Below are 23476 nucleotides of genomic sequence, written 5' to 3' on the forward strand. Positions count from 1 at the left end.
ATGGCAAAACGTACTGATTTAAAAAGTATCTTGATCTTAGGCGCAGGCCCAATTGTTATTGGTCAAGCATGTGAGTTTGATTACTCTGGCGCACAAGCATGTAAAGCATTACGCGAAGAAGGTTACCGAGTTATTCTAGTTAACTCGAACCCTGCAACTATCATGACTGACCCTGAAATGGCCGATGCAACTTACATCGAACCAATTCACTGGGAAGTTGTTCGTAAAATTATTGAAAAAGAACGTCCTTGTGCAGTATTACCGACTATGGGCGGTCAAACAGCATTAAACTGTGCACTAGAGCTTGAAGCTAAAGGTGTACTAGAAGAATTTAACGTAGAAATGATTGGCGCAACGGCTGATGCCATCGATAAAGCGGAAGACCGTAGTCGATTCGACAAAGCAATGAAAGCGATTGGCCTTGAAACGCCACGTGCTGAAATTGTTCACACTATTGCTGAAGCACATGATACTTCTACACGCATCGGTTTCCCTTGTATTATTCGTCCATCGTTTACTATGGGTGGCACAGGTGGTGGTATTGCTTATAACCGTGAAGAGTTTGACGAAATTTGTACTCGTGGTTTAGACCTTTCTCCAACATCTGAGTTATTAATTGATGAATCATTAATTGGTTGGAAAGAGTATGAAATGGAAGTGGTTCGTGACAAAAATGATAACTGTATCATTATTTGTTCAATCGAAAACTTTGACCCTATGGGCATTCATACCGGTGACTCAATCACAGTAGCGCCTGCACAAACGCTTACCGATAAAGAATATCAAATCATGCGTAATGCCTCGATTGCGGTGTTACGTGAAATTGGTGTTGAAACGGGTGGTTCAAACGTTCAGTTTGGTATTTGTCCTGATACTGGCCGTATGGTTATTATTGAAATGAACCCACGTGTATCACGCTCATCAGCACTTGCTTCAAAAGCAACAGGTTTCCCAATTGCGAAAATTGCTGCAAAACTTGCAGTAGGGTACACCTTAGATGAATTAACTAACGATATTACTGGCGGTGCAACACCAGCATCATTCGAACCAACGATTGATTATGTTGTTACTAAAATCCCTCGTTTTAACTTCGAAAAGTTTGCTGGCTCTGAAGACCGTTTAACCACACAAATGAAATCAGTTGGCGAAGTGATGTCAATTGGCCGTAACCAACAAGAATCATTACAAAAAGCACTGCGTGGCTTAGAAGTAGGTGTAAGCGGTTTTGATCCTATGGTTGATGTGACTCAACCGGGCGCAAAAACTAAAATCATGCATGAACTACAAGAAGCGGGTGCAGATCGTATTTGGTACGTAGCTGATGCTTTCCGCTTAGGCTTAAGTGTTGATGATATTTTCCGCTTAACTAAAATTGACCGTTGGTTCTTAGTTCAAATTGAAGACATTATTTTAGAAGAAGCGAAAGTTGCTGAAGGTGGTTTAAAAGTATTAACTCCAGAATACTTACGTAAACTAAAACGTAAAGGTTTTGCTGATTCACGCTTAGCAGCACTAATTGGCGTTGCTGAAGCTGAAGTGCGTAAAAAACGTCACAACGCTGATATCTTCCCTGTATACAAACGTGTTGATACTTGTGCGGCAGAGTTTAGCTCAGATACGGCGTACATGTACTCAACTTACGATGAAGAGTGTGAAGCCAACCCAACAGACAATGATAAAATCATGATCTTAGGTGGTGGCCCTAACCGTATCGGTCAAGGTATTGAATTCGATTACTGTTGTGTACATGCCGCCTTAGCATTACGTGAAGACGGTTACGAAACCATTATGGTTAACTGTAACCCTGAAACGGTTTCAACTGATTACGATACCTCTGATCGCTTATATTTCGAATCAATCACTTTTGAAGATGTTCTTGAAATTGTTCGTATCGAAAAACCAAAAGGCGTTATCGTGCAATACGGTGGTCAAACACCGCTTAAATTAGCTCGTGCCTTAGAAGCTGCTGGTGTGCCAATTATTGGTACTTCACCAGATGCCATCGACCGTGCAGAAGACCGTGAACGTTTCCAACAAGCGGTTGACCGTTTAGGTTTATTACAACCTGAAAATGCGACCGTCACTTCACTAGATGAAGCCATGGCGAAAGCAGAAGCGATTGGTTTCCCATTAGTGGTTCGCCCATCTTATGTTTTAGGTGGGCGTGCAATGGAAATCGTTTATGACATGGATGATTTGCGTCGTTATATGACGGAAGCGGTAAGTGTTTCTAATGATTCACCAGTATTACTTGATCACTTTCTTGATGATGCCATTGAAGTTGATATTGATGTGGTGTGTGACGGTACTGATGTGGTTGTTGGCGGTATTATGCAACATATCGAACAGGCTGGTGTTCACTCGGGTGACTCAGCCTGTTCACTTCCGGCCTACAGCTTAAGCCAAGAAGTACAAGATGTGATGCGTAAACAAGTGACAGATCTTGCATTTGAGCTCGGTGTTAACGGCTTAATGAATACGCAAATGGCGGTTAAAGACGGTAAAGTTTATTTAATTGAAGTAAACCCACGTGCTGCGCGTACCATTCCATTTGTTTCAAAAGCAACGGCTGTGCCTTTAGCTAAAGTTGGCGCTCGAGTCATGGCTGGTAAGTCACTGAAAGAGCAAGGTATTGTAAAAGAAACTATTCCACCGTACTTTTCTGTTAAAGAAGTGGTTATTCCATTTAACAAGTTCCACGGTAGTGACCCATTAGTTGGCCCAGAAATGCGTTCAACAGGTGAAGTCATGGGCGTAGGAGATACCTTTGAAGAAGCTTACGCTAAAGCTAACTTAGGTGCTGGCGTTTCAGTACCAAAAGACGGCCGCGCATTAATTTCTGTTCGTAACAGTGATAAAGAGCGAGTTGTTGAATTGGCTAAACAAATGGTTGCATTAGGTTATGAAGTTGATGCGACGCATGGTACTGCCATTATTCTTGGTGAAGCAAACATTCCTTGTCGTTTAGTGAATAAAGTACATGAAGGTCGCCCACATATTCTTGATAGAATCAAAAATGGCGAGTATAACTACATCATTAACACCACAGAAGGTCGTAAAGCGATTGAAGATTCTAAAGTGTTACGTGGTGGTGCTTTACGATACAAAGTCGCATATACTACAACATTGAACGCTGCATTTGCTGCTTGTCAGGCGCACGCCGCAGATGACCGTAATATTGTAACCTCGATTCAAGAGTTACATAAACGTTGTAAATAATGTTATTTGAATAATGAATTTGTTAGGATGACAAAACAGCAAATTCATTTTTAAATTTCATTTAAGCGAATTATTTTATAAAGGTGGTTACCTTCTATTAATAGAAATAGGTAAGCCGCCTTTCTTGTTATAGAAAGAAGAGTAAAATGACAAAATATCCGATGACACTTCTTGGTGCTGAGCAGTTAAAAGAAGAATTAAAATTTTTAAAAACAGAAAAACGTCCACGTATTGTCAAAGACATAGCTGATGCCCGTGAACATGGCGACTTAAAAGAAAATGCCGAATACCATGCTGCGAAAGAAGAGCAAGGGTTTTGTGAAGGGCGTATTCAAGATATCGAAGGTCGTTTATGTAATGCACAAGTGATTGACGTGACGAAAATACCGAACACTGGTAAAGTGATCTTCGGTGCTACAGTTACCTTGTTAAACATTGATACTGAAGTTGAAGTGACTTATAAAATTGTCGGTGATGATGAAGCTGACTTCAAAACCGGCCGAATTTCACTTAACTCGCCTATCGCTCGCGGTTTAATTGGTAAAGAAGTTGATACTGAAATAGAAATTACCACCCCAGGTGGCATTGTTGAGTATGAAATTGTTTCTGTAGAGCATATTTAGTTATTTGTTACTGCAAAGGGGAAATTCCTTTGCAGTATTAATTTAAAAACCAGTAGTAAAATAAGCTACTGGTTTTTTTGTGCCTGACATACGTCGTCATGCTTGCAGCTTATAGCCTTAACATTTTTATAGCCTATGCGCAGGAGTTGTTCGGCGGCTAGGGCTGCGCGACCACCGGAAGCACAATGGAGATAAATTTCCATATCCGCATTTGGACAATGTTTGGCAATATTCATCTCTAAGACACCGCGTGGAATTTGAATTGAATTATCAATAGCAGAAGCTGAACACTCTGCGGGCTCTCTGACATCAATAAATATCGCGCTTTTATTTTTAAATGCTTGCTCTGCGCTAATACACTGCACCGACTTTTTCGCCAGTGCAACTAATTCTGGTACTGATAAAATCATAACTGAACCTTTTGATAATTTATATTATGCTGAGCATTCTATGCCAAGGGAAATTTATTGTATATTAGTTTTTTCTAATGTAGCGATTTTAAATAGCTCCGACATAAATTAGACACACAAAAAAAGGGCCTTAGCCCTTTTCTTAAATCAAAAAAATTTAGCATGAATTAAATTTTTGGAATGCGAATTTTCTTTTCTTCAGTTTGACGGAAGATAATTAAGGTTTTACCAATCACTTGTACTTTTGTTGACTGTGTTTCGCGACAAATCGCTTCAACAATAAGGGCTTTGGTTTCACGATCATCCGTTGGAATCTTAACTTTGATTAATTCGTGATGATTTAAAGCGAAATCTATTTCCGCAACTACTGCTTCGGTTAGGCCGTTATTGCCAAGTAAAACAACAGGTTTAAGGCTATGTGCTAAGCCTTTTAAATATTGAATTTGTTTTTTATTTAGAGTCATTAACAATTTTCGTTACATGTTAGCTTGAATTATCACTATTTTACCTCCATCTAGTTTGTAATACTAATATTGTTTACAAAGTGATACCTTTTTAATGTTCTATTATTGGTCATTTAAGTTAAGATGCAGGCGTTTATCTTAATGAATAACAATAGATTAGGTATGGAACTAGGTTTATAAAGCCTTAAACAGCACGATTATATAAGTGGTATAAATGAGTAAAAAGAAGGTCAGTGTCAGCAGTGCTCGATGGTTACAAGAGCATTTTGATGATGAATACGTTAAAAAAGCGCAAAAATTAGGGCTTCGCTCGCGTGCTGTTTTTAAACTTGAAGAGATAAATAAAAAAGACAAACTCATTAAACCTGGCATGAAGGTAGTAGATTTAGGTGCTGCGCCAGGTGGTTGGTCAGAATATGCAAAAAAGGCGGTTGGTGATAAAGGCCAAGTGGTCGCCTGTGATATTTTATCAATGGATCCAATTGCCGGCGTTGATTTCCTACAAGGCGATTTTCGTGAAGAGGCAGTATTGGATGCATTGTTGAGTCGAATTAATGGTAAAAATATTGATGTTGTGATGTCAGATATGGCAGCAAATTTTACCGGTAATGATGCTGCAGACGCGGCGCGAAGCATGTATTTAGTGGAGTTAGCGCTAGATATGTGTAATCAAGTACTAAAGAAAAATGGCGCTTTTGTTGTGAAAGTGTTCCAAGGAGAAGGCTTTGAGCAATTTATGAAAGATGCTCGAGCCGCATTTAAAACCGTTAAAACTCGCAAGCCAGAATCGTCACGTGCTCGTTCTCGTGAAGTTTATCTTGTGGCTACCGGCTTTAAATTGTAGTAAATTAGATGGAATTATTTCATCGCACCATTTTGAACATTAGCAAGAGGTCATTAAGTTGAGCGATATGGCAAAAAATCTTATTTTATGGTTAGTTATTGCAGTTGTATTAATGTCTGTTTTCCAGAGCTTTACCCCTGGCAGCGACAATGAACAACAAGTAGATTACACGAAATTTATCCAAGACGTACGTCAAGGACAAATTCGCGAAGTTGACGTTGATAGAAATGGCGTTATCAATGGTATTAAACGTAGTGGTGAAAACTTTGTTACGGTTATCCCTGGCGGTTATGATCGTGATTTAATCAACGATTTAGTTAAGCAAGGTGTTAACGCTTCTGGTGAATTACCAGAAGAGCCAAGCCTGCTTACCTCGATATTTATTTCGTGGTTCCCGATGATACTGCTAATTGGTGTATGGATATTCTTCATGCGTCAAATGCAAGGTGGTGGCGGTAAGGGCGCGATGAGCTTTGGTAAATCAAAAGCGCGTTTATTAAGTGAAGACCAAATTAAAACGACTTTTGCTGACGTTGCCGGTTGTGATGAAGCAAAAGAAGAAGTTTCAGAATTAGTTGATTATCTAAAAGACCCATCACGCTTTCAAAAACTCGGTGGACGTATTCCATCGGGTGTTTTAATGGTTGGTCAACCTGGTACAGGTAAAACGTTATTAGCTAAAGCCATTGCTGGTGAAGCTAAGGTACCTTTCTTTACTATTTCCGGTTCAGACTTTGTTGAAATGTTTGTTGGTGTTGGTGCATCGCGTGTACGAGATATGTTCGAACAAGCGAAAAAATCTGCACCTTGTATTATCTTTATTGATGAAATCGATGCCGTAGGTCGCCAACGTGGCGCAGGTATGGGCGGTGGCCATGATGAGCGTGAACAAACCCTTAACCAAATGCTAGTTGAAATGGATGGTTTTGAAGGTAATGAAGGTGTTATTGTTATTGCCGCAACTAACCGTCCTGATGTGTTAGACCCAGCGTTATTACGTCCAGGTCGTTTTGACCGTCAAGTAACCGTAGGTTTACCTGATATTCGTGGTCGTGAACAAATTCTTAAAGTACACATGCGTAAAGTGCCGTTAGGAGATGATGTTAAACCATCAGTTATTGCTCGTGGTACACCAGGCTTTTCAGGCGCTGATTTAGCTAACTTAGTTAACGAAGCTGCACTTTTCGCTGCGCGTTCAGCACGTCGTGTTGTCGGCATGGCTGAATTTGAAAAAGCTAAAGATAAAATTATGATGGGCTCAGAACGTCGTTCAATGGTGATGGATGAAGCTGAGAAAGAAATGACTGCTTATCATGAAGCAGGTCACGCCATTGTTGGTCGTTTAGTACCAGATCATGACCCAGTGTATAAGGTGAGTATTATGCCTCGTGGTCGTGCTTTGGGTGTTACTATGTATTTGCCAGAGCAAGACCGATTCAGCCATAGTAAACAACATTTAGAAAGTAACATTTCATCACTTTACGGTGGTCGTATTGCTGAAGAAATGATTTACGGCTTCGAAAAAGTGTCAACGGGTGCTTCAAACGATATTGAGCGTGCGACACAACTTGCCCGTAAAATGGTCACGCAATGGGGTTTCTCTGAAAAAATGGGCCCTATGTTATTCGCTGAGGAAGAAGGTGAAGTTTTCTTAGGTCGTACTTCTTCTAAATCGTTAAATATGTCAGACGATACTGCACATGCTATTGATGAAGAAATTAGAGCCTTTGTTAACCGCAACTATGAGCGTGCCGCTAAAATATTAAAAGAGAATGAAGATATTTTACACGCCATGAAAGATGCTTTAATGGAATATGAAACCATTGATGCATTGCAAGTTGATGACTTAATGAATCGCACTAAGGTTCGTCCACCTGCTGATTTTGGTGCAGCCGGCTCTGATGACAGTTCAGACAATAATGCCGATTCAAGTAAGCCATCATCAAAAGTTGATAGTGAAAAGAAGGAATCTTCTGAGCCATCAAGCTCAAATGATACTTCAGATATTCCAGCTAAGTAATTAGTTCAGTAAAATCTAAAGCCTCAATGGTCTAAGTCAATTGATTTAACACCTTGGGGCTTTATATTATTTAACATTTATGAGTTTAACTAAGCTTGTAAACGTTAAATAATAGCGCTCTAGCTTATATAGATTCGAGTTTATAAGCGTAAGTTAATAATGAGAATATTGTGGTTAAACAGCTTAACTTTCCCAACTCAACATTAGATTTATCATCACCACAAGTGATGGGGATCCTTAATGTCACACCTGATTCTTTCTCTGATGGTGGTAAATTTACCCATTTGCAAACTGCGCTTAGCCAAGCTGAAGATATGATAGCCGCTGGAGCGACAATTATTGATATTGGCGGTGAGTCGACTCGTCCAGGCGCTGAAGAAGTTAGCGAAGCCGATGAGCTTGAACGTGTTATTCCGGTATTAAAAGCCATTAAGCAGAAATTTGATGTTTTGGTGTCAATTGATACCAGTAAAGCTGTAGTGATGAAAGCCGCTATCGAAAATGGTGCTGATCTGATTAACGATGTGCGAGCACTGCAAAATAAAGATTGTTTAGCCATATTAGCAAACTCTGATGTTCCAATTTGTTTAATGCATATGCAAGGTTTACCTCGAACCATGCAAAATGAGCCGAGTTACGATAACGTTATTGATGATATTGTTTTATTCTTTGAACAACGTATACAAGCTTGTATCGATGCGGGGATTGCTCGCGAACGATTAATACTCGATCCCGGTTTTGGTTTTGGAAAAACTTTAGAGCAAAACTTTCATTTACTAGCGAACCTATCCGCGTTTGCTAAATTAAAGTGTCCAATACTTGCCGGCATCTCACGTAAATCTATGATAGGTAACTTATTAAATCGAGACGTTAAGCAACGTCTCGCAGGTAGCTTAAGTGCAGCAATTATCGCCGCACAGCAAGGTGCACAAATTATTCGCGTTCACGATGTTGAAGAAACCGTGGACGCATTAACCATATTAAAAGCCGTCGCTGATAATCAATAATCAGTTAGGCAAAAGTTATATACATTAAAAATGCCAATGGCAAAGCGCATAGCGCAATGGAGATAATAATGTCAGAAAGAAGATATTTCGGTACCGATGGAGTACGTGGTTTAGTCGGGCAATACCCAATTACCCCACAATTTGTCATGAAGTTAGGTTATGCCGCAGGACGTGTTTTAGCGGCACAAGGCACTAAAAAAGTATTAATTGGCAAAGATACTCGAATTTCTGGTTATATGCTGGAATCAGCATTAGAAGCCGGTTTTTCGGCAGCAGGTATTGATATTGGTTTGTTAGGACCTATGCCAACTCCCGGTATTGCTTACTTAACGAAAACTTTTCGTGCCGAAGCGGGCATTGTCATCAGCGCTTCACATAACCCTTTCTACGATAATGGTATTAAATTTTTCTCGCAAGATGGTCAGAAGTTGCCCGATGAGGTTGAGTTAGCGATTGAAGCAGAATTGGATAAAGAGATGGGCTGTGTTGAGTCAGCTCATTTAGGAAAAGCTAATCGTATTGATGATGCAGCGGGTCGTTATATCGAGTTTTGTAAAAGTAACTTTCCAAGCCAGTATTCATTAAAGGGCATGAAAATGGTGGTGGATTGTGCACATGGCGCGACTTATCATATTGCCCCTAATGTTTTTCGGGAATTAGGTGCTGAAGTCATTGAAATTGGCACTTCGCCTAATGGTACTAATATTAACCATGAATGTGGCGCTACCTCAATGGCCGCTATTAGTGCCGCAGTGCTTGAGCATAATGCTGATTTTGGTATTGCACTTGACGGTGATGGTGATCGCTTAATGATGGTTGATCACTCTGGGTATATTCTGGACGGTGATGAATGTGTTTATGTTATTGCTTGCAACGATTTACAAAGCGGCAGTATTCGTGGCGGTGTTGTCGGCACATTAATGAGTAACATGGGCTTAGAGCTTGCACTTGCTGATATGGGCGTACCTTTTGCGCGCAGTAAAGTAGGGGACCGATATGTCATGGAAATGCTGAAGCAAAAGGGCTGGCAGCTAGGTGCAGAAAACTCAGGCCATGTGATTAACTTAAAGCATACCTCAACAGGTGATGGCATTATTGCCGCGCTGAATGTCTTAACTGCTGTATGTAATACCGGTAAAACCTTATTTGAATTACGACAAGGCATGAAAAAATTACCTCAAGTTCTGGTAAATGTGCGCTTTACCGGTGATAGTGACCCGCTTGTAAATCAAGCAGTGGTATCTGCTGTTCATCAAGTCAACGAAAAGCTTACTGGTCGCGGTCGTGTACTTTTAAGAAAATCGGGCACAGAGCCGCTTATTCGTGTCATGGTTGAAGGGCCAGAACATGATGAAGTTACCGCATTAGCCAATGAAATTGCTGATGCTGTTAAGCTAGCGTGTTGATAACAATAATTTGACTGATTTATGTTGTCGGACGAATATTAGGCAATTGAACGAGATATTGCTTGAAAAACTTGTATCTTGCCTACAGGTTAGTTAATATCTCGCCGCTTTGATTTAGGAATGAAAAATGAATAGACGCGCAATTGTTGCAGCAAACTGGAAAATGAATGGCAGTTTAGCATTAGTCAACTCAATGGTTTCAGAATTAAATAACGTTACGTTAAATGAAAATGTTGAAGTCGTAGTTTGTCCTAGTTTTCCTTACTTAGCGGCATTTAGCTTAGCAAGTGCCAATGCAAGCTTAGCTAAAGCATTTAGCTTAGGTGCTCAAAATTTAAATGAGCATGCTAAAGGCGCATTTACTGGTGAAGTTTCAACATCAATGTTACAGGAAGTTGGTGTTAACTACGTAATACTAGGGCATTCAGAACGTCGTAGCATTTACAAAGAATCAAGCACACTGGTAGCGCATAAAGTGAAAACTGCTTTAGAGGCTGGCCTTAAACCTATATTATGTATAGGTGAAAGTGAAGACGAGCGAGTTGCAGAGCAAACTGAAATCGTTTTAGCGGCACAATTACAGCCGGTAATCGACGAAATTGGTATTGAGAAATTTGCAGATGTTGTTGTTGCGTATGAGCCCGTTTGGGCAATAGGTACAGGAAAAACAGCATCGCCAGAAATGGCGCAAGAAACCCATCAATTTATTCGTGAATTTATCGCGAAAGTTGATGAAAATGTCGCAGTTAAGGTGCCGTTATTGTATGGTGGCAGTGTCAATGCGACAAACTGTGAAGAATTATTTGCACAAGCTGATATCGATGGTGGATTAATCGGCGGTGCTAGTTTAAAAGCCGATGAATTTAAAGTAATTTGTTCGGCAGCAAAGGGATAATAAAATGTTGTATCAAGTGTTAATTGTAGTGTATTTGATCGTTGCCTTATGTTTAATTGGCTTAGTGCTAATTCAACAAGGTAAAGGTGCAGATATGGGCGCATCATTCGGTGCTGGTTCATCAGCCACTATTTTTGGTTCAAGTGGTTCTGGTAACTTCTTAACTAAATCTACCACTTATTTAGCGATTGCATTCTTTGTTATCAGCTTAGTGTTAGGTAACTTAACGGCTAACCGTGTTAAAGCAACGGATGAGTGGAATAATATTGACGCTCCAGCAGGTCAAGTTGCACCAGCAACCGATGCAATTCCTAGCGAAAGTATTGAACCTAAAGCTGATAATGCTGACGTTCCTGCTAGCGACGCACCAGTTGAAAAAGACAGCGACGTACCAAACTAGTTTAAAAAATTTGCAGATGTGGCGGAATTGGTAGACGCGCCACCTTGAGGGGGTGGTGCCTTAGGGCGTGAGAGTTCGAGTCTCTCCATCTGCACCAAAACAAGACTTTAAGAGAGTCAATAAAGACCCGAAAGCCTAATAAAAACAAGGCTCTCGGGTTTTTTTATGTCTAAAGCTATCCAGTAGCGTTCTTTGCAATCCACGTTTTTTAGTAGCACCGTAAGTAGTATCAGTTAAAATTAACACCTAGTGGTACTACTAAAATGGCTGGAAAGATGACACCGCTAACTAATGCTTAAGTCAAACAAATAAGTCTAGTAGATTAGTTGTGTAACTTTCTGATGGTGATGGTTTGCAATTATGGGTTAAACCAAACGGCTCTAGAATAAGTTGACCGTTACTGTTTTTAGGAAATTGTTAAATAGTTTTTATTTCCCCTAAGTTATTAACGACTAAAACTTTATTTTTGGGTAGGGCATCTGCAAAAATAAGTTTGAATTCTTCGACTCTATGGTTATAAAGCGTGGTTCGTTTTTTAATGCAGTCATTGTCAGCAGTTTGACAACCTAAATTTTCATGAAGTTTCGTAATTAGTCCACTGTCCAAGAACAGAAACTCAGGCTTATTTTCTTTAATCAGTTGCTGAACATTTTCGCTATATTTTTCGGGAACAATAAGTGCGATGGACTTAGTTTGCTGTCTTTGGTGTACCTTCATTAGCGCATATCTTTTCCAATTAACTGCCACGCCGTTTATACGTGGGTGCTTCAACTTTTGGTTGGCTAAATAAGCCAATGAAACCCTTTGACCCTGAAAGAAATAAGAAGGGACTGCGTTAATTTTGTAATTATCGACAACATGCTGATTTAGCTGCTGCATTTCTTTATTTATTTCGCCAGCACACTCAGGCGAATAGCGATATTTAACCGCTTGAAGTATATTTGCAGATATGGGTCGTTCACATTGAAAAATTTCGTTGACACGATTAATGCTTCGCTGTCCTAGGATAGGTGACCAAAAAACAAAAACATTGTATTCGTTTAATGCTTGCAGTTTAGGAATTGCTCTTATGCAATAGGGGCAAAAAGGATCTTTGAATACCAAAACACTCGGTTTATTGGCTCGCCAATCCTTTAACAAAAACTGATGGTAAACTTGTTCTGTGGGGATAAATTTTGCATCTTTTTCAGTGGCAAACGCTTGTTGGCCAACTGATATTTCAGTCGTTAGTACTAAGAGCAGCGTCAGCAGTAGATTAAGTAATTTATCGGTAAATAAGTGACGCCACCAAGAACTAACTGTCATTAGCCGTTACGCTTTTTCATTTCTTGCATCATAATTGGCAAAATTAACTCGTTATATTCTTCTTTCAACAAATTAATTTTTGCCTTTACAATGGCTCTAGTATTTGGGTCGGTAAGAGCCCGGTCAAGCTCTAACACTAAGTCTTCAATTTCGGTTTGCTTAATAGCCGCTTGACGTTTCAGCTCAGTCAATTCATTAGCAGACAAGGTTTCAGAGACCGGCGCTTGACGTCCAACATAAACGTTATTAGTTGCTTTATTCAATGCTCGGGTATCAATTAATGTTGTACTTTCAGCTGGATTGACAGGCTCAGAAGACAATACGGTTGGCGAAACAACCTTATTGTCTTGCGTTGACCACAATATCCCTCCAGCAATAACTAAAATTGCTAAGACAACTATTGTTATTTTCATCTAAAACCTCATCACTGTGTGAATTATATTATTATAGCCTACGCTACTTTTTGTGATTAAATTCTGTACATTAAATATTAGGGCCCCGGATCGGGCATGGTTGTGAAATAGCGATAACCGCTATTACGACGATAGCCTGCTAAGTCAAACACAGTATTAACTAAATTAATGCGGTAAGCGGTGCCATATAACAAATTATTTGTTGGGTTGAACGTTACCGTATTACCATTGACGAAATAGCTACCACTCACCACAGTTCCTGTCGCATTCTCCGTTACTGGCGGCATAGTTCGCAAATCTATCTCTTCATCATAAGTGATCACTATGGCACTGATGACATCAACATCAGTAGGACCATTCGCGACACTTGAGCCTGTTGTCGGAACAATTGTCTGCCAAATTGGGCCCGAGGTGTCATTAGTGGTATTAGCATTGGTGGTAAAATTGACCAAAGAGGCCGATAGTTCATTACCTGAGTAATCACATAGGCTATCAATGTTTAATTCATAGCTAGTTGAAGTATCCCAACCACCACTTTTTGTTACGGTAAGGGTGCTTCTATCACTGGCCAACGTAACAGAAATAGGCACATTTCCACCGGCATCAGTGGCGCTTATCCCAGTCCAGTAAGGGCAGGTATCGCTTAATGGGTCGCTTGTACTAAATTGTACACGACCATTAATTGGCATTGCTGTACTGTCATTTGCAATATTAATAGCAGAAACTGTTGGTGCTAATACATCACTACTTACCCCCGTTGTGAAGTATCGATTAGTCGCGAATATATTATTACCAGACATATCTGACAGCCCAATACCATAACCGACATAGAGGTAGTGGCGGCGGTTTGGTAATAATGGTGCATCAGGCGTAAATGTTAGTATTTTGCCGGTAGCATCAATACTTCTGCTACCTGGTAATACCAAATTAGCTGTTTGATCCCAGAGATAAAAAGATGATGCGACTACTGATGTAGGGTCAATACGTTCAGATAATGTGACTTGATGGACCGCATTTAATGGCACGTTTTGGGTATTGTTTACCGGAATACTCCAAGTAGCCACACTACCTCTGGTTACATCCATGGTATCTCCAGTGGTGAAACTGACACTAAAGTCTGTTGCCTGTTCGTTGTTGCTCAAATCGAGCATGCCAGAAACACTTAATGTATAAGTGGTGAAAGGCTTCAATAATTGTTTAGGTATAACATTAATTCGTTGACGGCCATCATCGTGACTAATATTGATTGCAATATTATTAGCTGCCGCATCAACAAGCGTAATGCCATGAGTAACTAGAGGTAACAGTAATTCATCAAATCTCACTCTTAAACGTGCATTTAGCGGCACGCCTGTTTGCCCTGGCAATACACTACTATTGACTACGGCTGGCGCAGCAACATCTTCGACCGTACTGGTTGTGAAGTAACGACTATGACTCCCTAAGGTATTGCCATTGAGATCTCGCATATTGTACGCATAGTGGTAAACCCGTTCACCAGTAGGTAATAATTGGCTCGGTACATGAGTTAGTCGTAATCCATCGGCAGACAATTCATAAGTTGACGGAATAACCCCTGTGGTCGCGTTCCAAACATAAATGCTACTGCTATTTAAACTTACCGGATCAATAGGCTCACTAAATGTCCAAACGAAAGTTGGATTGCGTGGAACATTTTGTTGGTTATTGAACAAACCAGTATCAGTTACAGTAGGGCGGGTAAAGTCTGGACCAGCCATAGTGGTGAAACTACTGCTGTCTGCTACAACTGTATTGCCTGCGATATCTAAGACACCAGAAATATTTTCAACTTCTGTGTCACTTGGTGGTAAGGTCCATAAGCGGCTATAACGCACGACTTCGTTATTTTCACTAAACTGATAGCTAATCCTGTCAGGGACACCTGTGCTAAAGGATACGTGATTGATTGGTTCATCAAAACGTACGCTATAGCTTGGATTGATACCGACGTTACTAGCACCATCTGGCGGACTCATGGCTAGTATCATTGGCGACTGATCATCTTCTACTGAAGTGGCACCGGTATAGAAATAGAATGCAGAGTTGGTGTTATAGTTATCACCATCGGTATCTAGCAGACCCGTTCCCCACCACATATAATAACGCTGATCTAACTCAAGCAGGGCGTCAGGAACAACATGCATGACGCTATCATCGCGCGGATCTATTGTTGCGGTAGTTGATATTACCGGCCACGGGTTACCTTCCACTTTATACAGAATCACATTTGCAGAGGTAAATGAAGCCGGATCCATAGCCTCATTAAAGCGGATTGCTATTTGAGGGTTGAGTGGCACATTGGTCATATTAGCAAAGGGTGCATAGGTTGATAATGTAGGGCGAATGCCGACTCTACCTCCGGACTCTCCCGTACTAAATTGTGCATTATAGGCATTAAGTGGGTTGCCATTGAGGTCAGTGATGGTTGATGCTAAGAAGTACTGAACCAATGCGTTGTCTGAAAATGGCGTGTCTTTGGTGATTTTCAGAGTTCTATTATTACCTAATAAGGTAAGATTGACTTGATCGTCAATTGAAACACCATTTTCTAAAACATGCAGCCCATCAACCAAGCTTGATGAATCAAGCGGTTCATTAACATATAGTAATACCTCAGTTAAGCCTAACCAACCTGAAGAACCATTAGTTGGCAATACTTGACTAATACTTGGACGAGTGCCGTCATTACTATATACCCCGGTGGTAAATGAATAGGTAAATGGCGTTAAATTATTACCTGCTAAATCGGTTACGCCATCAGATAACGCGACTGAAACTATAGATGCATGAGGTAAGTTTGATGACAAGGTTAGCTGCTTACCATCAGCACTTCGCAATATACTTGGTTGTATAACTCCACCGTTAGCATAAAGGGCAATATTACTGCTGTTTAGTGAACCAATAGCCATAGGCTCACTAAAGTTGACGACCACAGAATTTAATGGCGAGACATCAACAGAATTAGCTGCTGGCGATAACGCGACTATAGTCGGTACTGTGCTATCGATCGCTGACTCAGTGGTAAATCTTTGATTACCATTATTGCGTGTTTGACCGCTCATATTGAAAATTTGATTTACAAGGTTGACGGTAAACTGAGTATTGCTTTGCAGCAATTCTGAGGTTTTGAATGTTAGGATATTACCGTTAATTTGGTAACTTCCGGTGACTGTGATACCGCCACCAGTTACTGGTGGTGCGCTTCTGATATCAATATTATCATCAAAAACCATGACAATATCGGTATTAACGGCGACATCAGTTGTATTATGGGCAGGCGTAATACTTTGCAAAATAGGGCCAGTAGTATCACTGACAGCCGTTGTGGTGAAGGTAAGTAAGTCACCAGTAATTACATTGCCAGCATAGTCACAAATATTAGTTAGTGTAACGGTATAATTGCTTGAGGCAGAAAAGCCATTAATTGCTGTGATCACCAGCTGACGGCGATTGCTGCTCAGGGTTACATTTATGTCGACGGCCACGCCATTGCTAACCTGCACGCCGCTGGCAACAGGGCAGGAATCACTGAGTGGTTCATCAAAATCTAGCACAATGCGTCCGTTTACCGGCATGGCATCAAAACCGGTTTCAAAGTTACTCGCCGCCAAAATTGGCATAGTAGTGTCTTCGCTAAAACTAGTGGTATGGTAACGGTTAGCAAGGTTTATTTTATTACCCGACATATCTTTAAGGCCTTCGCCATAACCTACATAGAGGTAGTGGCGACGATTAGGCTCTACAGGTGCGTCCGGAGTAAAACGCAATACAGTGCCACTTGCATCGAGTGTTCTGGTACCGGCAACATTTCTGTTGCTGACTGAATCCCACAAGTAAATTGAGCCACCATTTATGCTCGATGGGTCAATGCGTTCATTTATCTGAACTTCATGCACGGCATTAAGTGGTACATTTTGGGTGTTGTTAACCGGTATACTCCAGCGAATAACACTGCCACGCGTGACATCCATCACTTCACCGGTTGTGATGTTGACTCTATGGATTCCGACTTGTTCGTTGCCAGCTAAATCAATTGCACCAGCTACTTCAAAGGTATAATTAGCTAAAGGTTCTAATAGTCTAAGCGGAGTTATAGTTATACGTGTTCTACCGGTATTAAGTGAAATATTAGCCGGTACTGACTGTCCACCACTATCAAGCAAACGCATTTGTACTGTGGTCAAAGGTTGTAGCGGTTCATTAAAGTTAACGCTAAATTGACTATTAACAGGTAAATCGGTTTGTCCTTCAAATACACTACTCGCCACTACTGTTGGTTCGACAGTGTCTTGGTCAAAGCCGGTAGTAAAGTAACGGCTGTGGCTGCCTAAAGTATTACCGCTAATGTCTCTCATGCTATAGGCATAGTGATAGTATCTTCGACCCGGTAACAGGGTTTGTGAAGCTACATGCACTAATTGTCTACCATCTGATGACAGTTCATAGGTTGATGGGATAACAACATTAGAGACACTGTCCCAAAGGTAAACACCACTGCTACTAACGCTCACAGGATCAATCGGCTCATTGAAATTCCAGATGAATGTTGGATTTAATGGCACATTTTGTTGATTATTAGACAAACCCGTGTCTCTAACCACAGGTCTGACAAAGTCCGGTCCATTCATGGTATTAAAGGTTGTGCTCATCGGTTGAGCAACATTGGCCGCTAAATCTTCTACACCTGAAATGGTTTCGGTAATTTCTGCACTAGGCTCTAACGTCCATTGTCTGCTATAGCGGATGACATTATTGTTTTCACTAAATTGAATATTATTTCTATTACCATCACTAGCAAAACTGACGTGATTGATTGGCTCGTCAAAACGGGTGCTAAAGTTTGGATTAATACCGACGTTTTCCTCACCGTTTGGCGGGTTAATAGTCGTTAGCATTGGTGCTCGATTATCTTCTACAGAGTTTACACCAGTGTAAAAGTAGAATGCAGAATTGGTGTTATAGTTATCACCATCGGTATCCATTAAGCCTGTTCCCCACCACATATAGTAGCGTTGGTCAGTATCTAAAGGAGCATCGGCTACAACATGCATAACCGTAGGGTCTGATGGATGAATCGTCGCTGTTGTTGCTATTACCGGCCATGGGTTACCTTCAACTTTGTACAAGATAACATTTGAAGAGGTAAATGAAGTCGAATCCATCGCTTCATTAAAGCGAATGGCGATTCTTGGATTTAGTGGTACATTGGTCATATTAGCAAATGGCGCATAGGTAACAAGGCGTGGTCTTACGCCGATACCTTCAGAGCTCGTACCCATAGTAAAGTAACCATTGTAACTGTTAAGCGGGTTACCAGAAATATCGGTCATGTCGCCATCAAGATAGAACTGTACTAATGCACCCTCAGTAAATGGTGTGTCTTTAATGATTTTTATGGTACGACCATCACCAACCGTGCTGATGGTAATTTCGGCATCGATGAGTACACCATTCTCTGCGACATGAAGGCCATCAACTAAACTTGCCTCGTCTATCGTCTCAGATGCATAAAGATTAATTTCACTAATATCAAGCCAGCCAGACGAGCCGTTACCCGGTAATTGGCTGTTAATTCTAGGTCGACCACCGTCATTAACATATACACCTGTGGTAAATGTCGAAATAAATGGTGCAAGTGCATTGCCCGATAAGTCAGTAACTTTGTCAGAGATAGCGTAAGAAATTACACTAGCATGAGGTAAGTTTGCGGTTAGGGTGACTTGGCGACCATCGGCACTTCTAAATACTGATGGCGCAATAACAGCCCCATTACTGTACAGTGAGATATTACTGTTATTCAGGGTACCTATATTCATAGGTTCATCAAAATTGATGACAATACTGGTCAATGGACTAACATCGATAGCGTCGGCACTAGGCGATGTCGCTAACACTGATGGTGTTGTGGTATCGCTGATTGATTCGGTGGTAAATCTTTGATTGCCGTTATTGCGTGTGCGACCGGTTAAATCTCGTATTGTGTTGGCTAACCCCATGGTATATTGGGTGTTACCTAATAGTTGTATAGACGGTGTAAAGGTAATGGTACTTCCAGTGACATCGTAATTACCTGGCACAGTAATTCCTGCGCCAGTTAATGCTGGTCTTGACGATTCTTCCACCGCTTCGTCAAATTGCATCACTATTTGTAGGTCACTAGTACCATTGGTCACTGTGCCAACTGAGACATTGACGGAATTGTGGCTTGGAGTGATGCTTTGTAATATCGGCCCAGCATTATCGTCATTGGCATTAGCCGATGTGGTAAAGCTTAAAACATTACTTGCCGTTAGGGTATTGCCAGCGTAATCACATAATCCTGTAATATCTATGGTGTAATTAGTTGAGGTATTAAAGCCACCATTTGCGGTAATCGTTAAACTTTGGCGGTTTGAACTAAGTACGACGGTGATATCAATCATGACACCGTTATCTAATACTTGCACACCATTTGATACCGGACAGGTATCACTTAGTTGGTTATCAAAATTTATTACAATTCGACCATTGACTGGCATAGTATTCGTGCCTTCGTCAATGCTAAAAGAGCTGATTGATGGCTCTGTGCTATCTTCAGAAAATCCGGTTGTGAAATAGCGATTACGCAATTGCACTTTATTTCCAGCTAGATCTAATAAGCCATCTCCATACCCAACATAGAGGTAATGACGACGATTGGCTTCCATTGGTTGGTCGGGGATAAAGCGGACGATTTTGCCTGTGAGGTCTATGGTTCGACTGCCTGATAAGTTACGGTTTGCTACGCTATCCCATAGATAAAGTGAACCGCTATTAATACTCGCTGCATCAATACGCTCGTTCAATTCCACTTCATGGATGGCATTTAGTGGCACATTCTGAGTATTATTTACTGGAATACTCCATCGTGCGGTATCACCGCGTGTGCCATCAACATCACTACCCGTAGTGAAGTTGACGAGTCGTGAGTTAGCCAATAAATTACCGCTTAAGTCTTGTACACCGTCAACCAAAAACTGGTAACTCGTGTCTGCTGTTAACGGGGCTAGCGGTGATAAGGTAACCATAGCTCTGTCAGCACTTAAACTGCGACTCACTGGAACATCGCCACCAGCATCATTTAATAGTCTTATACCTGAAACATTTAGGGCGTTGATACCTTCGTTAAAGCGCACTCTTAACTTAGTATTTACAGGAGCACCGCTAAACCCATCGGTAAAAGAGGTGGCCAAAATACTTGGTCCATCACCGTCGGTATCAAAAGAGACGGTAAAATAACGTATAGTGTTATTTAAGCTATTGCCAAATAAATCTTTTATTGCACTGGTAAAATAGATGTAATGCTGACGACCCACCAAGAAGGGGACGTCAGAAACAAAAGTAATGGAGCGCATATCATCAGTGACACTGACAATCCCGTTTACTCTTAAATTAGTTGACCTATCAACTACATAAACTGAATCTGTTGTTACGGTGTTAGGGTCTATAGGCTCATTGATGATGGCAGTATAGCGACTGTTGATCGGTACGGCAGTCGCATTAGCAACAGGGCTAGTGTCTATGATCACAGGTTTATCTAAATCGATACAGTTACCGGTGTCAAAACTTGCAACAAATTCAGCCGCGAGTGGATTACCCGCATCATCTTTTACGTTGCTAATGCGTACTGTATAACTGCTGTTATCAGTTAATAAATTTGTCGGATCAAATAATAATTCAGTATTACTGGAAACCAAATTTAGTATGCCTGCTACTTCGGTAACATCATCTTTTAATAAGGAGAAATTTATTTCATTTAAAGCGCTACGGCGTATTGCTTCGCTCATAGAAACAGCAATAGTTTGGTTTTCACAAATATCCACTGAGCCATCGAGTGGCTCAATGCTACTTACGGTAGGCGGGGTTATATCTGGGTTTAATGGGTCAGTATCATTACTGACTTCATCACCGTCATTAATACCATCGTCATCACTATCCATATCATTTGGATCTGTACCACGGTCTATTTCTTCGCCGTCTTTTAAGCCGTCATCATCACTGTCAGCATCACTAGGATCGGTTCCCCACGTGCTGACTTCTTCTGTGTCACCTAAGCCATCAAGGTCAGCATCAGGTTCAACGGTCAAGGTAATAGAATGGCTGGCACTGTTGCTGCCTAAATCTACCGCTTGTGCCGTTACTTCTATGCTATCTGCACCACCAGGAACAGTTACTGGCACTTCATAAGGTCTAGTGGTATCAGCTAAGACTAAATTTCCGTCAATTGAAAAATTAATCAGCCCAACCGCAATATCATCTGTCGCTTCAGCGCGCACAAGTACTCTGCTATTTTCTACAACAACTTCACCATTAACCGGATCAATAATATTAACCGTTGGAGGTATCGCCAAGTTGTCATTTAGCATGCGATATTGTGAAATATAGAGATGGTTTGAGCCAGTAGAATAAACAAAACCAGCATCAAGTGATAAACCAACTGCGTCTCGGTCACCAAATTGTCTGATATCTATGACGCCACCAAAAACGGGTTCTTCTGGGTCAAATATATTGACAAACGGCACGGCATTAACAAATAGAATATCACTGAAGAAGGCCAAGCCATTAGTCAACTCTACATCGGAAGGGTAGAAGCCAGTTTGTCCGCCGGTAATAACCGGCAATTGTGGGTTAGAAATATTCAAGACTTTATAACCACAGGTATAACAGGCGACATAAGCATAATCACCATCCATTACCACAGCTCGGACATTACCAATATTTATGCTTCCTAGGCGCATTGGTGAATTAAGGTCACTGATATCAATAACTATGATGGATGAGCTGGTCGCAACAACCGCTCGGTCTGATTGCGCATCAATACCGATCACGCTGCCTAATCCTTCTAAGGTAGAAACACTAAAGGGCATATTGCTGGTTTCGACATTAACAATTTCCATACCACCTGCGCTATTGGCAACAAAGACATGACCAAGTTGCACAGCTAAATCAACGGCAGTTCCGGCTGTATCAAAATTAGTAATGAGTGCTGGCGCTGTTGGGTCGGTGATATCAATAATATCAAGTCCGCTACTACCAACGGCAACATAAGCAACGTTACCAACCACATGAACATCGTTTGCGGCAGCCGTTGTGGCCTGAGTTGCAACCACTACTGGGGATTCTTTTACTGAGGCATCAACAATATGCATACCGACAGAGCTTGCAATATAAACGAAGTCTCCTTGCACCGCGGTATCTTTACCTGTACCACTAAAGGTTAGGTGGCCGACACCGGCTGGTTGGAACGCTTCCACAGTAACAGAAATCTCAACTTCTAAATCAAATAGCCCGACGGTGACAATCGAGGTGCCGACTTGTCCGCCAAAAATTTCACCATCGGTAACGCCAAAGCTAACCACAGTTAAATCTGAAGAAGAATAAGTGGTACCATTAGATTTATCTGTGGCATCAAAGGTTGTACCGTCTAACAATTGCGCGGTCACGGTAAGCTGGGTACTGACCTCGTTATCTATTAAGTTGAACGTCATGACAATTGAATTAGGGATAACACTGATGCCAATTACCGCATCTTCAAAATTGGCGTCATTACTGTCAGTAGGTGATGAACCAACGGTGATTTCTACGGAGTCTGATAAACCATCGCCATCGGAGTCTGATAATAATGGGTTGGTGATAAAGCCGTCTACGCCTGCGATGAGTTCTTCACCATCTTTAATACCGTCGTTGTCGGTGTCGTCATCAAATGGATTCGTACCAGCATTGTATTCGTCTAGCGCGCTTAAACCATCTTTATCGTGATCTTCAAAAGCGTCAATAGGGTCATTAGGGTTCAAGCCATTGGTTACTTCGTATTCATCGGGCAAGCCATCGCCATCTAAGTCGCCACCTGTGGTGACTAATACATCTCTGGTCGCTAGAACACCATCCTTGCGAGCCACTATCAGTGCTCGTCCGTTACCACGGGAAGTAACTAAACCATCACCAGAGATAGTGATGACATTAGGATTAGTAGAGGTAAAGTTTGTGCCAAAAAAGACACTGGTCGCATCGGTTGCGGAGCCATCTGCGTATGTGGCGGTTAACACTAATTGAAAGTTTGCATCCAATGCATCCATTTCAATAGTATCAGTGCTAATAAAATCTAAAGATACCGGATCGTTAGAGGCTTCTTCAAAAATAAAATCACCCACGCGGGTAATGCCGTTATCAACGACTCGAAAATAATCTGTCTGTCCAGAGGTTGTATTGCCATCATCATCAACACAGGTGATTCTGGCCCGCACATTGCCCTGTGTAGAAGGGATATTAGGAAGTGACCAGCCCCCATCAGGATTTACGCTAACCGTTCGATTTAATACGTTCACAATACAGTTATCGTCTATCGTCGTTTGCGCCGTGGCGTCTATTGTCAACGTTAATAAAAACGCAACAATTGTCACCCCACTATATTTCCATTTGAAATTTCTCATT

The 23476-nt window shown here is 41.2% G+C and carries 13 protein-coding genes and 1 tRNA gene; 9 read left to right on the forward strand and 5 right to left on the reverse strand.

Annotated features, from left to right (window positions below; genetic code table 11):
- Nucleotides 1-3219 carry a carbamoyl-phosphate synthase large subunit gene (carB, locus tag AC27JP_RS12050; RefSeq protein ID WP_487115390.1) on the forward strand — a complete coding sequence of 1073 codons (3219 nt, stop codon included), beginning with the start codon at nt 1-3 and terminating at the stop codon, nt 3217-3219.
- A 146-nt stretch (nt 3220-3365) separates the two neighbouring features.
- Nucleotides 3366-3842 carry a transcription elongation factor GreA gene (gene greA / locus AC27JP_RS12055; protein ID WP_487115392.1) on the forward strand — a complete coding sequence of 159 codons (477 nt, stop codon included), beginning with the start codon at nt 3366-3368 and terminating at the stop codon, nt 3840-3842.
- A 65-nt stretch (nt 3843-3907) separates the two neighbouring features.
- Here the strand turns inward: greA and AC27JP_RS12060 are convergent, their stop codons facing one another.
- Together AC27JP_RS12060 and yhbY are read right to left on the reverse strand one after the other, a co-directional pair.
- Nucleotides 3908-4252: a rhodanese-like domain-containing protein gene (locus AC27JP_RS12060; protein ID WP_487115394.1), complete on the reverse strand. Its 345-nt coding sequence runs from the start codon at nt 4250-4252 to the stop codon at nt 3908-3910.
- Between the two features lie 167 nt (nt 4253-4419).
- Complete coding sequence (yhbY, locus tag AC27JP_RS12065) at nt 4420-4716, reverse strand: ribosome assembly RNA-binding protein YhbY (protein WP_487115396.1); 297 nt, start codon at nt 4714-4716, stop codon at nt 4420-4422.
- 214 nt (nt 4717-4930) lie between these two features.
- On the opposite strand from yhbY, the gene rlmE reads away from it, so the two are divergent.
- The 7 genes from rlmE to AC27JP_RS12100 all read left to right on the forward strand — a co-directional run bounded on the left by rlmE (nt 4931) and on the right by AC27JP_RS12100 (nt 11385).
- Nucleotides 4931-5560 carry a 23S rRNA (uridine(2552)-2'-O)-methyltransferase RlmE gene (gene rlmE, locus AC27JP_RS12070; protein ID WP_487115398.1) on the forward strand — a complete coding sequence of 210 codons (630 nt, stop codon included), beginning with the start codon at nt 4931-4933 and terminating at the stop codon, nt 5558-5560.
- 58 nt (nt 5561-5618) lie between these two features.
- Nucleotides 5619-7580: an ATP-dependent zinc metalloprotease FtsH gene (gene ftsH, locus AC27JP_RS12075; protein ID WP_487115400.1), complete on the forward strand. Its 1962-nt coding sequence runs from the start codon at nt 5619-5621 to the stop codon at nt 7578-7580.
- A 227-nt stretch (nt 7581-7807) separates the two neighbouring features.
- On the forward strand, nt 7808-8587 hold the full coding sequence (folP, locus tag AC27JP_RS12080) for a dihydropteroate synthase (RefSeq protein WP_487115968.1): 780 nt from the start codon (nt 7808-7810) through the stop codon (nt 8585-8587).
- A gap of 68 nt (nt 8588-8655) precedes the next feature.
- Nucleotides 8656-9993, forward strand: a complete 1338-nt coding sequence (glmM, locus tag AC27JP_RS12085; protein ID WP_487115402.1) for a phosphoglucosamine mutase — start codon at nt 8656-8658, stop codon at nt 9991-9993.
- A 127-nt stretch (nt 9994-10120) separates the two neighbouring features.
- A complete protein-coding gene (gene tpiA, locus AC27JP_RS12090) occupies nt 10121-10888 on the forward strand; it encodes a triose-phosphate isomerase (RefSeq protein ID WP_487115404.1) in 768 nt (255 codons plus the stop codon).
- Between the two features lie 4 nt (nt 10889-10892).
- Nucleotides 10893-11288 carry a preprotein translocase subunit SecG gene (gene secG / locus AC27JP_RS12095; protein WP_487115406.1) on the forward strand — a complete coding sequence of 132 codons (396 nt, stop codon included), beginning with the start codon at nt 10893-10895 and terminating at the stop codon, nt 11286-11288.
- 12 nt (nt 11289-11300) lie between these two features.
- Nucleotides 11301-11385: transfer RNA gene (locus AC27JP_RS12100), tRNA-Leu, on the forward strand.
- 320 nt (nt 11386-11705) lie between these two features.
- On the opposite strand, the gene AC27JP_RS12105 is transcribed toward AC27JP_RS12100, so the two are convergent.
- The 3 genes from AC27JP_RS12105 to AC27JP_RS12115 all read right to left on the reverse strand — a co-directional run bounded on the left by AC27JP_RS12105 (nt 11706) and on the right by AC27JP_RS12115 (nt 23475).
- A complete protein-coding gene (locus AC27JP_RS12105) occupies nt 11706-12593 on the reverse strand; it encodes a thioredoxin fold domain-containing protein (RefSeq protein ID WP_487115408.1) in 888 nt (295 codons plus the stop codon).
- On the reverse strand, nt 12593-13006 hold the full coding sequence (locus AC27JP_RS12110) for a hypothetical protein (RefSeq protein WP_487115410.1): 414 nt from the start codon (nt 13004-13006) through the stop codon (nt 12593-12595). The genes AC27JP_RS12105 and AC27JP_RS12110 overlap by 1 nt, the downstream gene beginning before the upstream one ends.
- Nucleotides 13007-13083: 77 nt before the next feature.
- On the reverse strand, nt 13084-23475 hold the full coding sequence (locus AC27JP_RS12115) for an Ig-like domain-containing protein (RefSeq protein ID WP_487115412.1): 10392 nt from the start codon (nt 23473-23475) through the stop codon (nt 13084-13086).
- Nucleotide 23476 lies beyond the last annotated feature (1 nt).

The sequence above is a fragment of the Colwellia sp. SU-HH01172 genome, assembly GCF_057553355.1.

What these genes read in the sequence shown, in the direction of transcription:
- secG (WP_487115406.1), top strand. Translation starts at nt 10,893, where the DNA reads ATGTTGTATCAAGTGTTAATTGTAGTGTATTTGATCGTTGCCTTATGT.
- tpiA (WP_487115404.1), top strand. Translation starts at nt 10,121, where the DNA reads ATGAATAGACGCGCAATTGTTGCAGCAAACTGGAAAATGAATGGCAGT.
- greA (WP_487115392.1), top strand. Translation starts at nt 3,366, where the DNA reads ATGACAAAATATCCGATGACACTTCTTGGTGCTGAGCAGTTAAAAGAA.
- carB (WP_487115390.1), top strand. Translation starts at nt 1, where the DNA reads ATGGCAAAACGTACTGATTTAAAAAGTATCTTGATCTTAGGCGCAGGC.
- glmM (WP_487115402.1), top strand. Translation starts at nt 8,656, where the DNA reads ATGTCAGAAAGAAGATATTTCGGTACCGATGGAGTACGTGGTTTAGTC.
- rlmE (WP_487115398.1), top strand. Translation starts at nt 4,931, where the DNA reads ATGAGTAAAAAGAAGGTCAGTGTCAGCAGTGCTCGATGGTTACAAGAG.
- AC27JP_RS12105 (WP_487115408.1), bottom strand. Translation starts at nt 12,593, where the DNA reads ATGACAGTTAGTTCTTGGTGGCGTCACTTATTTACCGATAAATTACTT.
- yhbY (WP_487115396.1), bottom strand. Translation starts at nt 4,716, where the DNA reads ATGACTCTAAATAAAAAACAAATTCAATATTTAAAAGGCTTAGCACAT.
- folP (WP_487115968.1), top strand. Translation starts at nt 7,808, where the DNA reads ATGGGGATCCTTAATGTCACACCTGATTCTTTCTCTGATGGTGGTAAA.
- AC27JP_RS12060 (WP_487115394.1), bottom strand. Translation starts at nt 4,252, where the DNA reads ATGATTTTATCAGTACCAGAATTAGTTGCACTGGCGAAAAAGTCGGTG.
- AC27JP_RS12115 (WP_487115412.1), bottom strand. Translation starts at nt 23,475, where the DNA reads ATGAGAAATTTCAAATGGAAATATAGTGGGGTGACAATTGTTGCGTTT.
- AC27JP_RS12110 (WP_487115410.1), bottom strand. Translation starts at nt 13,006, where the DNA reads ATGAAAATAACAATAGTTGTCTTAGCAATTTTAGTTATTGCTGGAGGG.